This window comes from Janthinobacterium sp. 35, from assembly GCF_002754575.1.
GTDB classification, from domain to species: domain Bacteria; phylum Pseudomonadota; class Gammaproteobacteria; order Burkholderiales; family Burkholderiaceae_D; genus Janthinobacterium; species Janthinobacterium tructae.
This window is the reverse complement of record NZ_PEFN01000001.1, coordinates 2,709,952-2,725,302: the sequence shown is the minus strand read 5'-3', so window position 1 is coordinate 2,725,302 and position 15,351 is coordinate 2,709,952. Positions and strand designations below refer to the sequence as shown.

Here is a 15,351-nt window from a genome sequence, read left to right as displayed (position 1 = left end):
AAAATCCACTCTTCGCTCTGTCACGCCATCAACATTACACCTGTCGGTCGCCGCGCTGAAACTGGATGGTGAGATGATTTGCTGCCAAATCTCAATCACTGAACGGAGTATAGCACAGCTTTTTGTGCGGCGCAACAACGAATTGAAGCCATACCTTAAATCAAGTCCTTAGCGCCAGCGGCTTGTCCTCTTCGCCACCACGCGCCACTCTTTCGTATTCGGAGATCACTTGCGCGCCCAGCAGCAACAGGGTGGCGCCGATTTCCAGGCTGAACATCACGACGATGGCCGTCGTCATCGAGCCATACACGATATTCACCTGCGACAAGGTGGAAAAATACCAGACCAGGACATGGCGGGCGATTTCCCACAGCAGGGCCGCCGTCACGCCGCCGATCAGCGCATGCGTAATCGATAATCTTCCCACCGGCATGACCAGGTAGATCGAGCTGAGCACGAGGATTTCGCCCCCCAGTCCCAGCAAATACAGCAGCACGCCGGACACGCCTTCCAGGCCCCAGTCGTGGCGCAAGAAGCGCACGCTTTCCTCGCCCATCACCTGCAAGCCGCCCGCCACCAGGGTGATGAGCAGGATACCCACGCCCAGGCACAGGATGTAGCAGTACGGCAGCACGGCGGAAATGAGGAAATGGCGGCGGCGGATGGCCACACGATGAATGAAAATCACGCTCATGGCGTTTTCCAGCACGGTAAACGCCAGCGAGCTGAAAAACAGCATGGTCAGCAGCAACAGCCAGCCGATCACGCCCCGGTTGTCGAGAAAATGTGCAATCTCGCCCACGATGGCCTTCGATTGTCCCGGTACCAGCCACTCCAGGTAATGGCCGATTGTTTGCAGCAATTCGTCCTGCGCGATCACGTGCGACAGGGCCACCACCACCAGCATCAGCAGGGGCACGATGGACAGCAGCGAGTAATACGCGACGGCGCCCGCCAGCAGCAAGCCCTGGTTGGCGCGAAAACCCTTCAGCACCTGCAGCGCGAAGGCCAGCGGATGGCTGAGAATATAGGTACTGGCGTGGCGGTTGATCATGTCGGGTGCGGTGAGGAAGACGGCGCGGCCTCGTGCCACGCCTTATCACACTAGCATACTGACAATCGCCCTGCTGCACCGTGCGCTAGCAGACGGCCGGCTCCAGCAAGGTCAAGGTTTGCCGGTCCGCATCCAGGGTCGCCAATATACCCATCGGTAGCGTGAACTGGTGGCGGATGTGGCCAAACGAGTAGCCGCTGACGGCCGGCACGCGTAAAGGCTGCAAATGCTGGTCCACGGTAGCATCGAGGCTCAGCGCAGTATCGCCCTCGGCCGCCTCGCAATGCTCGAAGATGCCCAGCATCAATGCCGCCGCCTTGTTGAACCCCACGGACAGGTCGAGCTGGCATAACATCCTGTCGATGCGGTAGGGCACTTCATTGATTTCTTCGAGGAAAAGGATGCGCTCGCGGAAATCGGCCGCATACGGCGTGCCGGCCAGCGCGCTGACCATGCACAGGTTGCCCCCCGTCAAGCGTCCCGTCGCCTGGCCGCCATGCACGGTGCGGATGGCGAAATTCGGCTGCGTCTGCGCACGGCGGTGATTCTCCAGCGCCATCGGGATCGTGTAGCTGTCTTGCGGCGTCATCAGCACGTTTTGCAGCTGCGTCACCGTGTACTCGGAAAACGTGGACGAGGCCACGGGGCCGTGAAACGTCACCAGGCCCGTCTGGCGGCCGATGGCCAGGTGCAGGGCCGTGATGTCGGAATAGCCGATCAGCACTTTCGGGTTGGCGCGGATCAATGCATAGTCGAGTAGCGCCAGCAGCGAAATGCAGCCGGAGCCGCCGCGGATGGCCCACACCGCCTTGACTTCCGGGTCGCGGAATGCCGCGTGCAGATCGTCGAGACGCTGCTGCACCGTGCCCGCATAGTTGCCGTGCACGGCGCGGATGTTGGCGCCCAGGCTGGCGCGCAAGCCCAGCGATTCGATATTGCGCTGAGCCTTGGCGATGGCGTCCTCATCCGTAAAGCCGCCCGGTGCGATGATGGCGACCAGGTCGCCTTCGCGCAGGCGCGCCGGTTTGATCAATGCGTGTGGCTGTTGCATGCGTTTGCCCTTCCCTTGCGCGGCCGCCGCCCATGCCGGTGTGCCTGCCGCCCCCAAGGTGGCGGCCAGCAAGCCGCCGAAGCGGCGCCGGCTGAGATTGGTCTGACTGGACATGCGGCCCTTTCCTGGAATAAAAACGGCGACGCCAGGCGCCGCCGCACGAGAGTAGCATGCCGGCAATCTTGCCGCCGGCAGCGCTGCCTTACATGAACTTGTACTTCAGCTGGAACGACAGCGAACGGCCGCGTGGATCGGCCACGCGCGGGTCCCAGCCGGCGCCGACAACATCGTCAACGTTGTGCGCGGTAAAGGGTGGATCACGGTCAAACAGGTTCTGGATGCCCACCGTCACGGTAGTGTCCTTGAAGCCCGTGTACGTGCCCGACAGGCTATACGTGGTATAGCTGCTGACCTTCGGATTGAAACCGGCCGGGTAAGGCCGCGCGCCGCCATTCGGTACTTGGTCCTTGTAGCCCGAGCTATATTTCTGCGTCAGCAAGCCGCTCCAGTCGCCACGCGCCAGGCTGAACGAAGCGTTGTGCTTCCAGCGCAGGTACAGATCACGTGTGTAGAAATTACCCACGTACTCCTTGTATTCCTGGCCCGCGATCTCGGCAAACTTGAAGCTCTGTGTCCATGTACCATCGAGGGCGGCATTCCATTTGTAGCCCTTGGTATTGCCTTCACCACGCAAGCTCAGGTCAGCGCCACGCGTACGCGATCCGGCCGCATTGATCCAGCCCGCCTGTACATACGCAATAGTGTCATCTGGATTGCGGATGATGTACTGCGGCAGTAAGGTGGCATTCTGCAGCACGATGGTGGCGGAACGGTTCAGGATGCGGTCCTTGGAATTGATGGCCCAGTAGTCCAGCGAAGCCGAATATCCTTTGACGGGTTCGATCACCATGCCCAGACTGCCTTGCTTGGAGGTTTCCGGTTTCAGGTTCGGGTTGCCACCCGAAAAGTAATTCAGGCGTGCCGGATCACAGAACCGTGTATCGCCAGGATGGCGTGCGCAGCCGACCGTATCTTGTACACCGCTGGACAATTCCTGGTACAGCTGGCCGGAATACAGCTGCGTGAAGCTAGGTGCCAGGAAACCTTTATTCGCCGAACCGCGGAACAGCAGCCACGACGTCGGCTGGTAGCGGAACGACACCTTGGGGTTAGTCGACGCACCGACCAGGCTGTAATCATCGCGGCGCAGGGCAAACTGCATTTCCAGGTCCTTGATGATCGGCACCAGCAATTCCGCGTACACGGCCTTCACGTTGCGCGAGGCTTTGTCCAGTGCGGCGTTACCCGGCGACAAGTACACAGTCATGGCATCGATGTCCTGGCCAAAGGCATAGCTTTCGCGGCGTAAGTCAAAGCCCACGGCAGCCGACATGGCGCCAGCCGGCAATTGCAGCACTTCCCCGGAAATGGAACCGTCGATCGACGTCAGGGTCGTCTTGCCGTGCTGGAAATCGCCACGGAACATGGTCGACTCGATCAAAGCCTTGGCGGTCTCGCTCTGCGTCTGGCCCGCCCCGACCCACGGGTTGATGGTTCCGCTAGCCAGCGCCGGAAACAGCTTGCTCGTATAGGCGTAGCCATCCGTCAGCTTAGTATTCGTCTTGCTTTGCGCATGCGATACTCCCGCCTTGTAATCCCATTTACCCACCGTGCCTTCGAAACCGACCAACAGACGCAGGTTGTCGGTGGTGTTTTCCTGGGTGCGGTTGCCGAAATCGTTGGCCCGCCATTTATAGGAAATCCGGCTATTCTTGTCGAAAGTGGGGATATACGCGGACAAATCCTGGTAATACGCGCCGCCCACCGGATACAGGCCGCCATTGGCTGCCGTCGTCTGGATCTGCATCGGCGTAAATTCGGCCGTGGCCTTGGTGCGCGAACCGAGCAACTCGACAAACATCGTGTGATCTTGCGCCAGCTTGAAAGTACCACGGCTCAGCAAGTTAACGCGCTCGACCGGAAAGGAAATCACATAGTCGCCACCGTAGTCATAGGCGCAGGAATACGTGGTGCGCAGCGGGGACGTCACCTTCGACCACAAGGCAGTCTGGTATTGCGACATGCCCGGAACCGTATCGCACTTGCCCTGGAAGCTCAGAAGGTTCGCTTGTGAATACTTGTTTTGATCGCCAGGCAGCGTAAACGAGATTAGCTGGTTTGCATACGGCGTACCCGTCGTATCGGGCGACAGACCACGCTCAGGCTGGAAGCCATTGGCAAACTTGCGCTGATTCGAGCTAAGCTTGTCGTTATTGTCGACCGTCAAGCTCATCATGATGTTGTAGCGGTCTTCTTCCAGGTTACCGTGGCCGGCCAGCAAGGAGGCACGACGGTTCATGCCGCCGCCCGCTTCCGTGGAGTTGGTCGTAGCAGAGGCCTCGATGCCGTTGTAATTGGTTTTCAGGATAAAGTTGATCACGCCGCCGATGGCGTCAGTACCGTAAATGGCCGAGGCGCCATCCTTGAGGATTTCCACGCGAGAAATAGCGCCCATGGGAATCGAGTTCAAATCGACCGCCTTGCCGCTAGCGCCATGCGTGGCGATGCGGCGACCATTGAGCAAGACCAGGGTACTGTTCGGCCCCAGGCCACGCAGCGAGGCAAACGATGCACCACCGCTGACCCTGTCGGCATCGGCACCAAACACGTTATTACCCGACGTCATGTTGTCCGCGCCCGTGCCATTCGACGAAATGGTGGACAGCAATTGCTCGGCGCTGGTAATGCCTTGTTTCTCTATTTGATCGTACGTAATCACCTGTACCGGCAGCGCGCCTTCCTTCGCGATGCGCTTGATGCTGCTGCCCGTCACTTCGACCCGTTGCATCGCTGGCGCCGCCGCTTCCTGTGCCATCACCGGCCCCACCACCCCCATCAATGCCACCAACTGCGCTAGCTTCTTCAATTTCACAGGTCTTCTCCTTGTTGGGCAATCGAAACTTGAGTTATCAAGTCAGGCTGTTTTTTTCACGTCGCAGCTGTCTGTCTCGCAGTACATTTTTTTATGACATTTGCGCATGACTTTATTTGTTTTCATTTTCAGAGTAGCGCGATGCATCCGCAGCCAGCCAATGAAAAATGCTTTCCTAACCATAACTTTTTGGAATGAATGCCCTTTTCAGCGACGTGGTCACTTGCCTGCGGGGCGGCCCTTGGCGGGATCGACGTCCAGATAGCGCCAGGACGTGAATTCCACGGGGTGGCGCCTGTAGTTTTTTAGCCACGGTTGCTGCAGGTCGGCAGAGATGGGATGCGTCAGCAACACCCACGGCGTGTAAGCGTGGATCAGCTGAAACAGGTCGAAGTACAGACTGCGTCGGCGCGGCGTATCGGATAGCAGGCGCGCCTCCTCATAGCGTTTATTGTAATCGGGCAAGTTGAAGCGGGCATAGTTGGCGCGGCCAACGTTGCCACCATACAACAATTGCATAAAGTTATCGCCATCGGGGAAGTCGGCGATCCAGTTGGTCTCGAACATCTGCACCTTGCCCAGGCGCGACGCCTTGATGATTTCCGTCTTCTTGTCGCTCTTGAACTCAACGCGCACGCCGATGGCGTTCAGATTGCGCCGCCACAACTCATCGCGCAGGCGTCCCACCGTACTCGGCTCCGTATGCATGCTCAGCAGCAAGGGCGTGCCATCGGGCTGGGTGCGGAAACCATCGACGCCCACCTTGTAGCCGAAGCGGTCCAGCAAGGCGCGCGCCAGCACGGGATCGTAGCCGACGGGGCTGCGGTAAGCCTTGTCGTAACCGAGCACATTCGGCGGCAGCGGCGACTGCGCCGCCAAGCCCAGGCCCTTTTTCAGCAGCGCGATGTCTTCGCGGCTGTTGTAGCTGAGGGCGATGGCGCGCCGCAGGGCCAGCTTGTCCTTGCTGGTGCCGCCCAGCACGGGGTCGTCCATGTTCATCCACATGTAATACGTCTGCAGCACGGGAAAGCGCGTCAGCTGCAAGCCCTTGGCGGCCAGCGCCGGTTTCAGGGCGCCGTTTTCCAGCACCATGTCCGTCATCGATTCCGGTACTTGCTCCAGGTAATCGAATTCACCTTTCAGGAAACCCAGCATGCGCGATTGATATTCCTCGACGATGCGCACCTCGATGCGCTCGACCAGCGGTAATTGCTTGCCTTCCAGCGCAGTGGCGATGACGCGCGCGTCGACCGGCAAAGCGGCCAGCGCCTTGGCCTCGGTATGGAACACGGTGGCACGGAAAGTCGGATTGGCTTGCAGCACGATCTTGTCGCTGCGCTTCCATTCCTTGACGAGGAACGGCCCCGTGCCCACGGGGTGATTACCGATCTGCCCTGCCGCCGGGTACGCTTCGGCCACTTCGCGCGCCACCACCGCTGTCGCCGGCATGGCCAGGTAAAACAGGAAGTTCGGGTCGATGGCGTTGAGGCGGATGCGCAAGGTGTATTTGTCCAGCGCTTGCAAGCCGGCGATCGGTGTGTCGTAGCTGAATTTGGTTTTCAGGGCCGCATCGCCGACCAACTTATCTTCCAACAAGAACAGCCACGGCGACTTCAGGCTGGGGTCATACAACCGCGTCAGGCTGTAGACATAATCCTGCGCCGTCACTTCGCGCGGCTGGCCCTTGAAAGCGGGATCGGGGGTGAAGAGAATGCCAGGCTGCAAGTGAAAGATATACGTGCGTCCGCCATCTTCCACGGTCGGCAAGCCACGCGCCGTATTGCCCTGCAGCTGCACCGGACGCGCCAGGTAGTCGTAGCGCAGCAAGGGGTCAAAAATGTTTTCCATCAAATTCAGGCTGGCCAGGTCCGACGCCACGGCCGGGTCCAGGCCCGTCTCGCTGGTGCTCAAAAACAGGTGCAAGGTCTTGTTCGCGCGGGCATCGGGGGCGGCATGGGCCGGCAGGGTAAATAGCGTCAACAGGGCCAGGCCGGCGGCGCAGGCAGTTTTGCGGAAAAACATCATCAGTGATCCAGTGCAGACAAGGGTAACGAACAGCGATAAGCGACAGGCATCCCCCACACTACGCGGGCAAGCGACGGGGCGCCAATGAAAACAGGCTGCCAGCTTATAACTTTTTGGCATGCGATTGCTGCATTCTTTCATCAACTCGTATCGGGCTGCCCCTATACTTTGTTTGCAGACATTTTTCACTCCCGATACACAGAACTGATCGCATATGGCACTTAATTACATCTGGTCCGGCTTTTTCCTCGTTGGCTTCCTGGCCGCAGTGCTGCAGTGGCTGTTTCTCGGCGATACCGATATCTTCAAGCGCATCATCGACGGCACGTTCGAAACGGCGCGCATGGGCGTGATGGATATCGCCCTGCCACTGGCGGGCGTGATGACCTTGTGGCTGGGCATCATGAACATCGGTGAAAAGGCGGGCATCGTCGGCTGGCTGGCGAAAGTCATCGCGCCCTTCTTTTCGCGCATCTTCCCGGAAATTCCGAAAGACCACCCGGCCACGGGCCACATGGTGATGAATTTCTCGGCCAACCTGCTGGGCCTGGACAATGCGGCCACGCCGTTCGGCTTGAAGGCCATGGAAAGCCTGCAAACCTTGAACCCGAACAAGGAAGAGGCGACGAATGCGCAAATCATGTTTTTGGTGCTGCACACCTCGGGCCTGACCCTGATTCCGTTGGCCATCATGGCGCAGCGCTCCATCCTCGGCGCAGCCGACCCGTCCGACATCTTTATCCCCTGCATGATCGCCACCTATGTGGCCACCGTGGTCGGCATCATCACGGTATCCATCAAGCAACGCATCAACCTGCTCAACCGCGTCGTCCTGAGCTGGATGGGCGGCATGACGAGCGCCATCGTCGCCATGATCTGGTATTTCACGCAATATCTGACGAAACAGGAAATCGAGCTGGTGTCCAAGGTGGTCAGCAATCTGGTGTTGATCAGCGTCATTGCCATCTTCATCATCGGCGCCCTGCGCAAGAAGGTGAACGTGTATGACGCCTTCATCGAGGGGGCGAAGGGCGGCATCCAGACCTCGATTACCGTGATTCCCTACCTGGTCGGCATGCTGGTGGCCATCAGCGTGATCCGCAATGCGGGCGTGTTCAATTTCCTGATGAGCGGCATGAACTGGTTCTTTGCCAACCTGGGCATCAATACGGACTTCGTGCCGGCCTTGCCGACGGCCATGATGAAGCCACTCAGCGGCTCCGGCTCGAAAGCCATGATGATCGACGCCATGAACACCTACGGCGTCGATTCCTTCGTCGGCCGCCTGGCCTGCGTGTTCCAGGGTTCGGCCGACACCACTTTCTATATCGTGGCCCTGTACTTCGGTTCCGTCGGCATCCGCAAGACGCGCTATGCCATCACGGCCGGCCTGATCGCCGATTTCGCTGGCGTGGTCACGGCCGTCTTTGTCGCCTACGTCTTTTTCCACTAAGGAGCACCATGTTACGTCCTGTTCTGATGGCTGCGCTGTTGGCGGGTCTTGGCCTGTCGACTGCCCACGCGCAATTGCCCGAATCCGTCAGCCTGCTGCTGCGCAGCGCGAATATTCCCGAAGACGCCATGGGCGCCATCGTCTTGCGTGGCAGCACCACCGTGCTGTCGCACGGCGCCGAGCGCAGCATGCAGCCCGCTTCCACCATGAAGCTGGTGACGACGGCCGTGGGCCTGGAGCAATTGGGTCCCATCTTCCGCGGCCGCACAGAATTGCGCACCAGCGCCGACGTCATCAATGGCGTACTGAAAGGCGACTTGATCCTGCGCGGCGGCGCCGACACGGATTTCAACGCGGACGTACTGGCACACATGCTGCAAACCCTGCGTAACCAGGGTATCGTCAAAATCAAGGGCGACCTGATCCTCGACCGCCAGCTGTTCCAGCCGGCCCGGCCCGATATCGGTACGCCGCCCTTCGATGAGTCGGCCGAGTTCCGCTACAACGTCATTCCCGATGCCTTGTTGCTGAACACCAATCTGATCGATATCAACATGAACTCGACGGACCGGCAATTGAGCATCCTGATGCAGCCGCCGCTGGAGAACGTCAACATCACCAGCGACATGAAGCTCATCAAGGGCAGCTGTGCCCGGTGGGAAGACGGTTGGCGCCCGCCTGAATACCGGCGCGATGCGAGCGGCAAGCTGCAGGTGATCTTGCACGGCACCTTCCCGCAAAATTGCAGCAAGGCCACCAGCATCAATGTGCTCGACCGCAACGATTATGCGGACCGCTTGTTCCGTGCCACCTGGAAACGCCTGGGCGGCACGCTCACGGGCACGGTACGCGAAGCGCCATTGACGGGCTTGCCGCCGACGGCCGAGCCGGTCGGCACGCGCATGCTGGCCGACCACGTGGCGCGCGCCTTGCCGGAAGTCTTGCGTGACATCAACAAGACCTCCGACAACACCCTGGCCCGCACCTTGTTCCTGAGCCTGGGCAGCTTGCAGAGTGATGGCTGGCTGGGCAGCCGCCCCGTTGCCATGGCGGTGCCGGAAGATACGGCCACGCGTGCGCGGCTAGTCATCCAGGAATGGTTCCAGCGGCACCATATCGATACCCAGGGCATGCTGATCGACAACGGCTCCGGCTTGTCGCGCACGGGACGCATTGCACCAGCACAACTGGCAGGCGTGCTGCAAGCGATGCAGCAAAGTCCGTGGGCACCCGAGTTCCAGTCCAGCCTGCCCATCGTCGCACTGGACGGCACCATGCGCAAGCGCCTGCTGAACAGCCCGGCCGCCGCGCGCGCCCGCATCAAGACGGGCACATTAAAGAATGTGGTGGCCATCGCCGGCTATGTGCCTGACGCCAACAACCAGTTATGCGTGGTGGTCGCCATGATCAATAGCGACCTGGTGGGCAATGGCAATGGCCGCGCCGCCGTCGATGCGCTGATCGAGTGGGTCGCCAGGAGCGGCGCCACGCCAGTGGTGGCTGGCCAATAAAAGGGACGCAAAGACAGAAAGGCAGCGCGTAGCGCTGCCTTTTTTTACGCCTGTACGCTGTAAAACCTGCCAAAGCGCCAGACGAAAAAAAACCCCACCATTGCTGGCGGGGTTTTTCTCTACTGCGAATAACAAGCCTGACGATAACCTACTTTCACACTGGTTGCAGCACTATCATCGGCGCAAAGTTGTTTCACGGTCCTGTTCGGGATGGGAAGGGGTGGGACCAACTTGCTATGGTCATCAGGCATAACTTGTACCGGCATTTGTCCTCAGTGGAGCGACAAAGCCATGAATCTGGAAGAAGCAAAGATTGGGTAATGAATAGTAGTATCAACACACACGCAACGTTGTACCGTCTTATCCTCTGTACCTGCTAAGGTTATAGGGACAAGCCGTACGGGCAATTAGTACTGGTTAGCTTAATGCATTACTGCACTTCCACACCCAGCCTATCAACGTCCTGGTCTCGAACGACCCTTCAAAGAGCTCAAGGCTCTGGGAAATCTCATCTCAAGGCAAGTTTCCCGCTTAGATGCTTTCAGCGGTTATCTCTTCCGTATTTAGCTACCCGGCAATGCCACTGGCGTGACAACCGGTACACCAGAGATACGTCCACTCCGGTCCTCTCGTACTAGGAGCAGCCCCCTTCAAATTTCCAACGCCCACGGCAGATAGGGACCAAACTGTCTCACGACGTTTTAAACCCAGCTCACGTACCACTTTAAATGGCGAACAGCCATACCCTTGGGACCGGCTACAGCCCCAGGATGTGATGAGCCGACATCGAGGTGCCAAACTCCCCCGTCGATATGAACTCTTGGGAGGAATCAGCCTGTTATCCCCAGAGTACCTTTTATCCGTTGAGCGATGGCCCTTCCATACAGAACCACCGGATCACTATGTCCTACTTTCGTACCTGCTCGACTTGTCAGTCTCGCAGTTAAGCACGCTTATGCCATTGCACTATCAACACGATGTCCGACCGTATCTAGCGTACCTTCGAACTCCTCCGTTACACTTTAGGAGGAGACCGCCCCAGTCAAACTGCCTACCATGCACTGTCCCCGATCCGGATAACGGACCAAGGTTAGAACCTCAAACAAACCAGGGTGGTATTTCAAGGTTGGCTCCACGAGAACTAGCGTCCCCGCTTCAAAGCCTCCCACCTATCCTACACAGATTGGTTCAAAGTCCAATGCAAAGCTACAGTAAAGGTTCATGGGGTCTTTCCGTCTAGCCGCGGGTAGATTGCATCATCACAAACATTTCAACTTCGCTGAGTCTCGGGAGGAGACAGTGTGGCCATCGTTACGCCATTCGTGCAGGTCGGAACTTACCCGACAAGGAATTTCGCTACCTTAGGACCGTTATAGTTACGGCCGCCGTTTACTGGGACTTCAATCAAGAGCTTGCACCCCATCATTTAATCTTCCAGCACCGGGCAGGCGTCACACCCTATACGTCCACTTTCGTGTTTGCAGAGTGCTGTGTTTTTATTAAACAGTCGCAGCCACCAGTTTATTGCAACCCTTTCACCCTTCTGGAGTAAACCAGTCAAGCTACCGGGGCGTACCTTTTCCCGAAGTTACGGTACCAATTTGCCGAGTTCCTTCTCCCGAGTTCTCTCAAGCGCCTTAGAATACTCATCTCGCCCACCTGTGTCGGTTTGCGGTACGGTCTCGTATGACTGAAGCTTAGAGGCTTTTCTTGGAACCACTTCCGATTGCTTCATGAATAAATTCACTCGTCTCAACCCCTTGAATTCCGCGCCCGGATTTGCCTAAGCGCCTTCTATGAGCCAAAAACCAACTATTCCAACAGTTGGACAACCTTCCGCGATCCGTCCCCCCATCGCATCATACGACGGTGCAGGAATATTAACCTGCTTCCCATCAGCTACGCATCTCTGCCTCGCCTTAGGGGCCGACTCACCCTGCTCCGATGAACGTTGAACAGGAAACCTTGGGCTTACGGCGTGGAGGCTTTTCACCCCCATTATCGCTACTCATGTCAGCATTCGCACTTCTGATACCTCCAGCATCCTTTACAAGACACCTTCGCAGGCTTACAGAACGCTCTCCTACCATATCCAATAAAGGATATCCGCAGCTTCGGTGACTGGCTTAGCCCCGTTACATCTTCCGCGCAGGACGACTCGATCAGTGAGCTATTACGCTTTCTTTAAATGATGGCTGCTTCTAAGCCAACATCCTGACTGTTTTAGCCTTCCCACTTCGTTTTCCACTTAGCCAATCTTTGGGACCTTAGCTGGCGGTCTGGGTTGTTTCCCTCTTGACGCCGGACGTTAGCACCCGACGTCTGTCTCCCAAGCTCGCACTCATCGGTATTCGGAGTTTGCAATGGTTTGGTAAGTCGCAATGACCCCCTAGCCATAACAGTGCTCTACCCCCGATGGTGATACTTGAGGCACTACCTAAATAGTTTTCGGAGAGAACCAGCTATTTCCAAGTTTGTTTAGCCTTTCACCCCTACCCACAGCTCATCCCCTAATTTTTCAACATTAGTGGGTTCGGACCTCCAGGGCGTGTTACCGCACCTTCATCCTGGCCATGAGTAGATCACTTGGTTTCGGGTCTACACCCAGCGACTGATCGCCCTATTCGGACTCGATTTCTCTACGGCTTCCCTATGCGGTTAACCTTGCCACTGAATGTAAGTCGCTGACCCATTATACAAAAGGTACGCAGTCACGGAACAAGTCCGCTCCTACTGTTTGTATGCACACGGTTTCAGGATCTATTTCACTCCCCTTCCGGGGTTCTTTTCGCCTTTCCCTCACGGTACTGGTTCACTATCGGTCGATTACGAGTATTTAGCCTTGGAGGATGGTCCCCCCATATTCAGACAGGATGTCACGTGTCCCGCCCTACTTGTCGTACGCTTAGTATCACCGGTCCAATTTCACATACGGGGCTATCACCCACTATGGCTCCTATTTCCAGAGGATTCTGTTATCGGTCCGACTATCACGTACAGGCTCTTCCCATTTCGCTCGCCGCTACTTTGGGAATCTCGGTTGATTTCTTTTCCTGCAGCTACTTAGATGTTTCAGTTCGCCGCGTTCGCCTTGCATACCTATGTATTCAGTATGCAATACCCTAAAAGGGTGGGTTGCCCCATTCGGAAATCTGCGGATCAAAGTGTGTTTGCTCACTCCCCGCAGCTTATCGCAAGCTACTACGTCCTTCATCGCCTGTAATCGCCAAGGCATCCACCATGTGCACTTATTCGCTTGTCCCTATAACGTTAGCCTCTCACCATTTGCATAATGAAAGAGCGTTACAGGGATAAGAAAGTACAACGTTGTTGCTTGTTTGTTGATACATACAATCATTACCCATCGATTTGCTTTTTACGGCAAACCAATCAATAAATAATCTTTACTTCTTCCAGATTGTTAAAGAACGAAACAGCTTTGATCGCTAAAAGATCAAATCTAAACCGGGTCTGTTTGACTGGCTTACATTTGCACTTTCGAGTAAAACTTTGGTGGAGGATGACGGGATCGAACCGACGACCCCCTGCTTGCAAAGCAGGTGCTCTCCCAGCTGAGCTAATCCCCCTGAGATTTTACTAATTAGCTGGTAGGGCTGGTTGGACTCGAACCAACGACCCCCGCGTTATCAACACGGTGCTCTAACCAGCTGAGCTACAGCCCCAACGCGGTGCTACTACGACTACTGTTTCTTCTTAATTAAACAGCCGATAAGTGTGAACATTTGATGCGTGAATCATTACTGATTCGTGCAAACTCTAGAAAGGAGGTGATCCAGCCGCACCTTCCGATACGGCTACCTTGTTACGACTTCACCCCAGTCACGAATCCTACCGTGGTAAGCGCCCTCCTTACGGTTAAGCTACCTACTTCTGGTAAAACCCGCTCCCATGGTGTGACGGGCGGTGTGTACAAGACCCGGGAACGTATTCACCGCGACATGCTGATCCGCGATTACTAGCGATTCCAACTTCATGCAGTCGAGTTGCAGACTACAATCCGGACTACGATACACTTTCTGCGATTAGCTCCCCCTCGCGGGTTGGCGGCGCTCTGTATGTACCATTGTATGACGTGTGAAGCCCTACCCATAAGGGCCATGAGGACTTGACGTCATCCCCACCTTCCTCCGGTTTGTCACCGGCAGTCTCATTAGAGTGCCCTTTCGTAGCAACTAATGACAAGGGTTGCGCTCGTTGCGGGACTTAACCCAACATCTCACGACACGAGCTGACGACAGCCATGCAGCACCTGTGTACTGGTTCTCTTTCGAGCACTCCCTGATCTCTCAAGGATTCCAGCCATGTCAAGGGTAGGTAAGGTTTTTCGCGTTGCATCGAATTAATCCACATCATCCACCGCTTGTGCGGGTCCCCGTCAATTCCTTTGAGTTTTAATCTTGCGACCGTACTCCCCAGGCGGTCTACTTCACGCGTTAGCTGCGTTACCAAGTCAATTAAGACCCGACAACTAGTAGACATCGTTTAGGGCGTGGACTACCAGGGTATCTAATCCTGTTTGCTCCCCACGCTTTCGTGCATGAGCGTCAATCTTGACCCAGGGGGCTGCCTTCGCCATCGGTGTTCCTCCACATATCTACGCATTTCACTGCTACACGTGGAATTCTACCCCCCTCTGCCAGATTCTAGCCTTGCAGTCTCCAATGCAATTCCCAGGTTGAGCCCGGGGATTTCACATCAGACTTACAAAACCGCCTGCGCACGCTTTACGCCCAGTAATTCCGATTAACGCTTGCACCCTACGTATTACCGCGGCTGCTGGCACGTAGTTAGCCGGTGCTTATTCTTCAGGTACCGTCATTAGCAAAAGATATTAGCTCTCACCGTTTCTTCCCTGACAAAAGAGCTTTACAACCCGAAGGCCTTCTTCACTCACGCGGCATTGCTGGATCAGGCTTTCGCCCATTGTCCAAAATTCCCCACTGCTGCCTCCCGTAGGAGTCTGGACCGTGTCTCAGTTCCAGTGTGGCTGGTCGTCCTCTCAGACCAGCTACTGATCGATGCCTTGGTAGGCTTTTACCCTACCAACTAGCTAATCAGATATCGGCCGCTCCACGAGCATGAGGTCTTGCGATCCCCCACTTTCATCCTTAGATCGTATGCGGTATTAGCGTAACTTTCGCTACGTTATCCCCCACTCTAGGGTACGTTCCGATATATTACTCACCCGTTCGCCACTCGCCACCAGAGCAAGCTCCGTGCTGCCGTTCGACTTGCATGTGTAAGGCATGCCGCCAGCGTTCAATCTGAGCCAGGATCAAACTCTTCAGTTTAATCTCTGTTACT

General features: G+C 56.7%; 6 protein-coding genes, 2 tRNA genes and 3 rRNA genes. 2 read left to right on the top strand and 9 right to left on the bottom strand.

Translation table 11 applies throughout. From position 1 onward, the window contains the following. Positions 1 to 160: 160 nt before the first annotated feature. The 4 genes from CLU93_RS12210 to CLU93_RS12195 all read right to left on the bottom strand — a co-directional run bounded on the left by CLU93_RS12210 (position 161) and on the right by CLU93_RS12195 (position 7,059). The gene (locus CLU93_RS12210; protein ID WP_099761451.1) at positions 161 to 1,054 is read right to left on the bottom strand and encodes a YihY/virulence factor BrkB family protein; all 894 of its coding nucleotides are present in this window, start codon (positions 1,052 to 1,054) and stop codon (positions 161 to 163) included. Positions 1,055 to 1,139: 85 nt separating this feature from the next. Further along, entirely contained in the window at positions 1,140 to 2,219 is a 1,080-nt protein-coding gene (locus tag CLU93_RS12205) for a S66 peptidase family protein (RefSeq protein WP_099761449.1), read from the bottom strand. An 88-nt stretch (positions 2,220 to 2,307) separates the two neighbouring features. Continuing rightward, positions 2,308 to 5,037, bottom strand: a complete 2,730-nt coding sequence (locus CLU93_RS12200) for a TonB-dependent receptor (protein ID WP_257224940.1) — start codon at positions 5,035 to 5,037, stop codon at positions 2,308 to 2,310. A 219-nt stretch (positions 5,038 to 5,256) separates the two neighbouring features. Beyond that, on the bottom strand, positions 5,257 to 7,059 hold the full coding sequence (locus CLU93_RS12195; protein WP_099764356.1) for an ABC transporter substrate-binding protein: 1,803 nt from the start codon (positions 7,057 to 7,059) through the stop codon (positions 5,257 to 5,259). A 217-nt stretch (positions 7,060 to 7,276) separates the two neighbouring features. On the opposite strand from CLU93_RS12195, the gene CLU93_RS12190 reads away from it, so the two are divergent. Both CLU93_RS12190 and dacB read left to right on the top strand, forming a co-directional pair. Continuing rightward, positions 7,277 to 8,515, top strand: a complete 1,239-nt coding sequence (locus tag CLU93_RS12190) for a nucleoside recognition domain-containing protein (protein ID WP_096232693.1) — start codon at positions 7,277 to 7,279, stop codon at positions 8,513 to 8,515. Positions 8,516 to 8,523: 8 nt separating this feature from the next. Then, the gene (dacB, locus tag CLU93_RS12185; RefSeq protein WP_099761447.1) at positions 8,524 to 10,026 is read left to right on the top strand and encodes a D-alanyl-D-alanine carboxypeptidase/D-alanyl-D-alanine endopeptidase; all 1,503 of its coding nucleotides are present in this window, start codon (positions 8,524 to 8,526) and stop codon (positions 10,024 to 10,026) included. A gap of 135 nt (positions 10,027 to 10,161) precedes the next feature. On the opposite strand, the gene rrf is transcribed toward dacB, so the two are convergent. The 5 genes from rrf to CLU93_RS12160 all read right to left on the bottom strand — a co-directional run bounded on the left by rrf (position 10,162) and on the right by CLU93_RS12160 (position 15,338). Next, a 5S ribosomal RNA gene (gene rrf / locus CLU93_RS12180) occupies positions 10,162 to 10,274 on the bottom strand. Between the two features lie 138 nt (positions 10,275 to 10,412). After that, positions 10,413 to 13,288: ribosomal RNA gene (locus tag CLU93_RS12175) — 23S ribosomal RNA — on the bottom strand. Between the two features lie 249 nt (positions 13,289 to 13,537). Continuing rightward, positions 13,538 to 13,613: transfer RNA gene (locus tag CLU93_RS12170), tRNA-Ala, on the bottom strand. Positions 13,614 to 13,632: 19 nt separating this feature from the next. Further along, positions 13,633 to 13,709, bottom strand: a tRNA-Ile gene (locus tag CLU93_RS12165). Positions 13,710 to 13,807: 98 nt separating this feature from the next. Continuing rightward, positions 13,808 to 15,338: ribosomal RNA gene (locus CLU93_RS12160) — 16S ribosomal RNA — on the bottom strand. The 16S, 23S and 5S rRNA genes sit together here with 2 tRNA genes alongside, the layout of an rRNA operon. Between the last annotated feature and the right edge of the window lie 13 nt (positions 15,339 to 15,351).

Excerpts from the sequence above, each read along its gene's own strand:
- dacB (WP_099761447.1), top strand. The coding sequence starts at position 8,524 with ATGTTACGTCCTGTTCTGATGGCTGCGCTGTTGGCGGGTCTTGGCCTG.
- CLU93_RS12195 (WP_099764356.1), bottom strand. The coding sequence starts at position 7,059 with ATGTTTTTCCGCAAAACTGCCTGCGCCGCCGGCCTGGCCCTGTTGACG.
- CLU93_RS12210 (WP_099761451.1), bottom strand. The coding sequence starts at position 1,054 with ATGATCAACCGCCACGCCAGTACCTATATTCTCAGCCATCCGCTGGCC.
- CLU93_RS12205 (WP_099761449.1), bottom strand. The coding sequence starts at position 2,219 with ATGTCCAGTCAGACCAATCTCAGCCGGCGCCGCTTCGGCGGCTTGCTG.
- CLU93_RS12190 (WP_096232693.1), top strand. The coding sequence starts at position 7,277 with ATGGCACTTAATTACATCTGGTCCGGCTTTTTCCTCGTTGGCTTCCTG.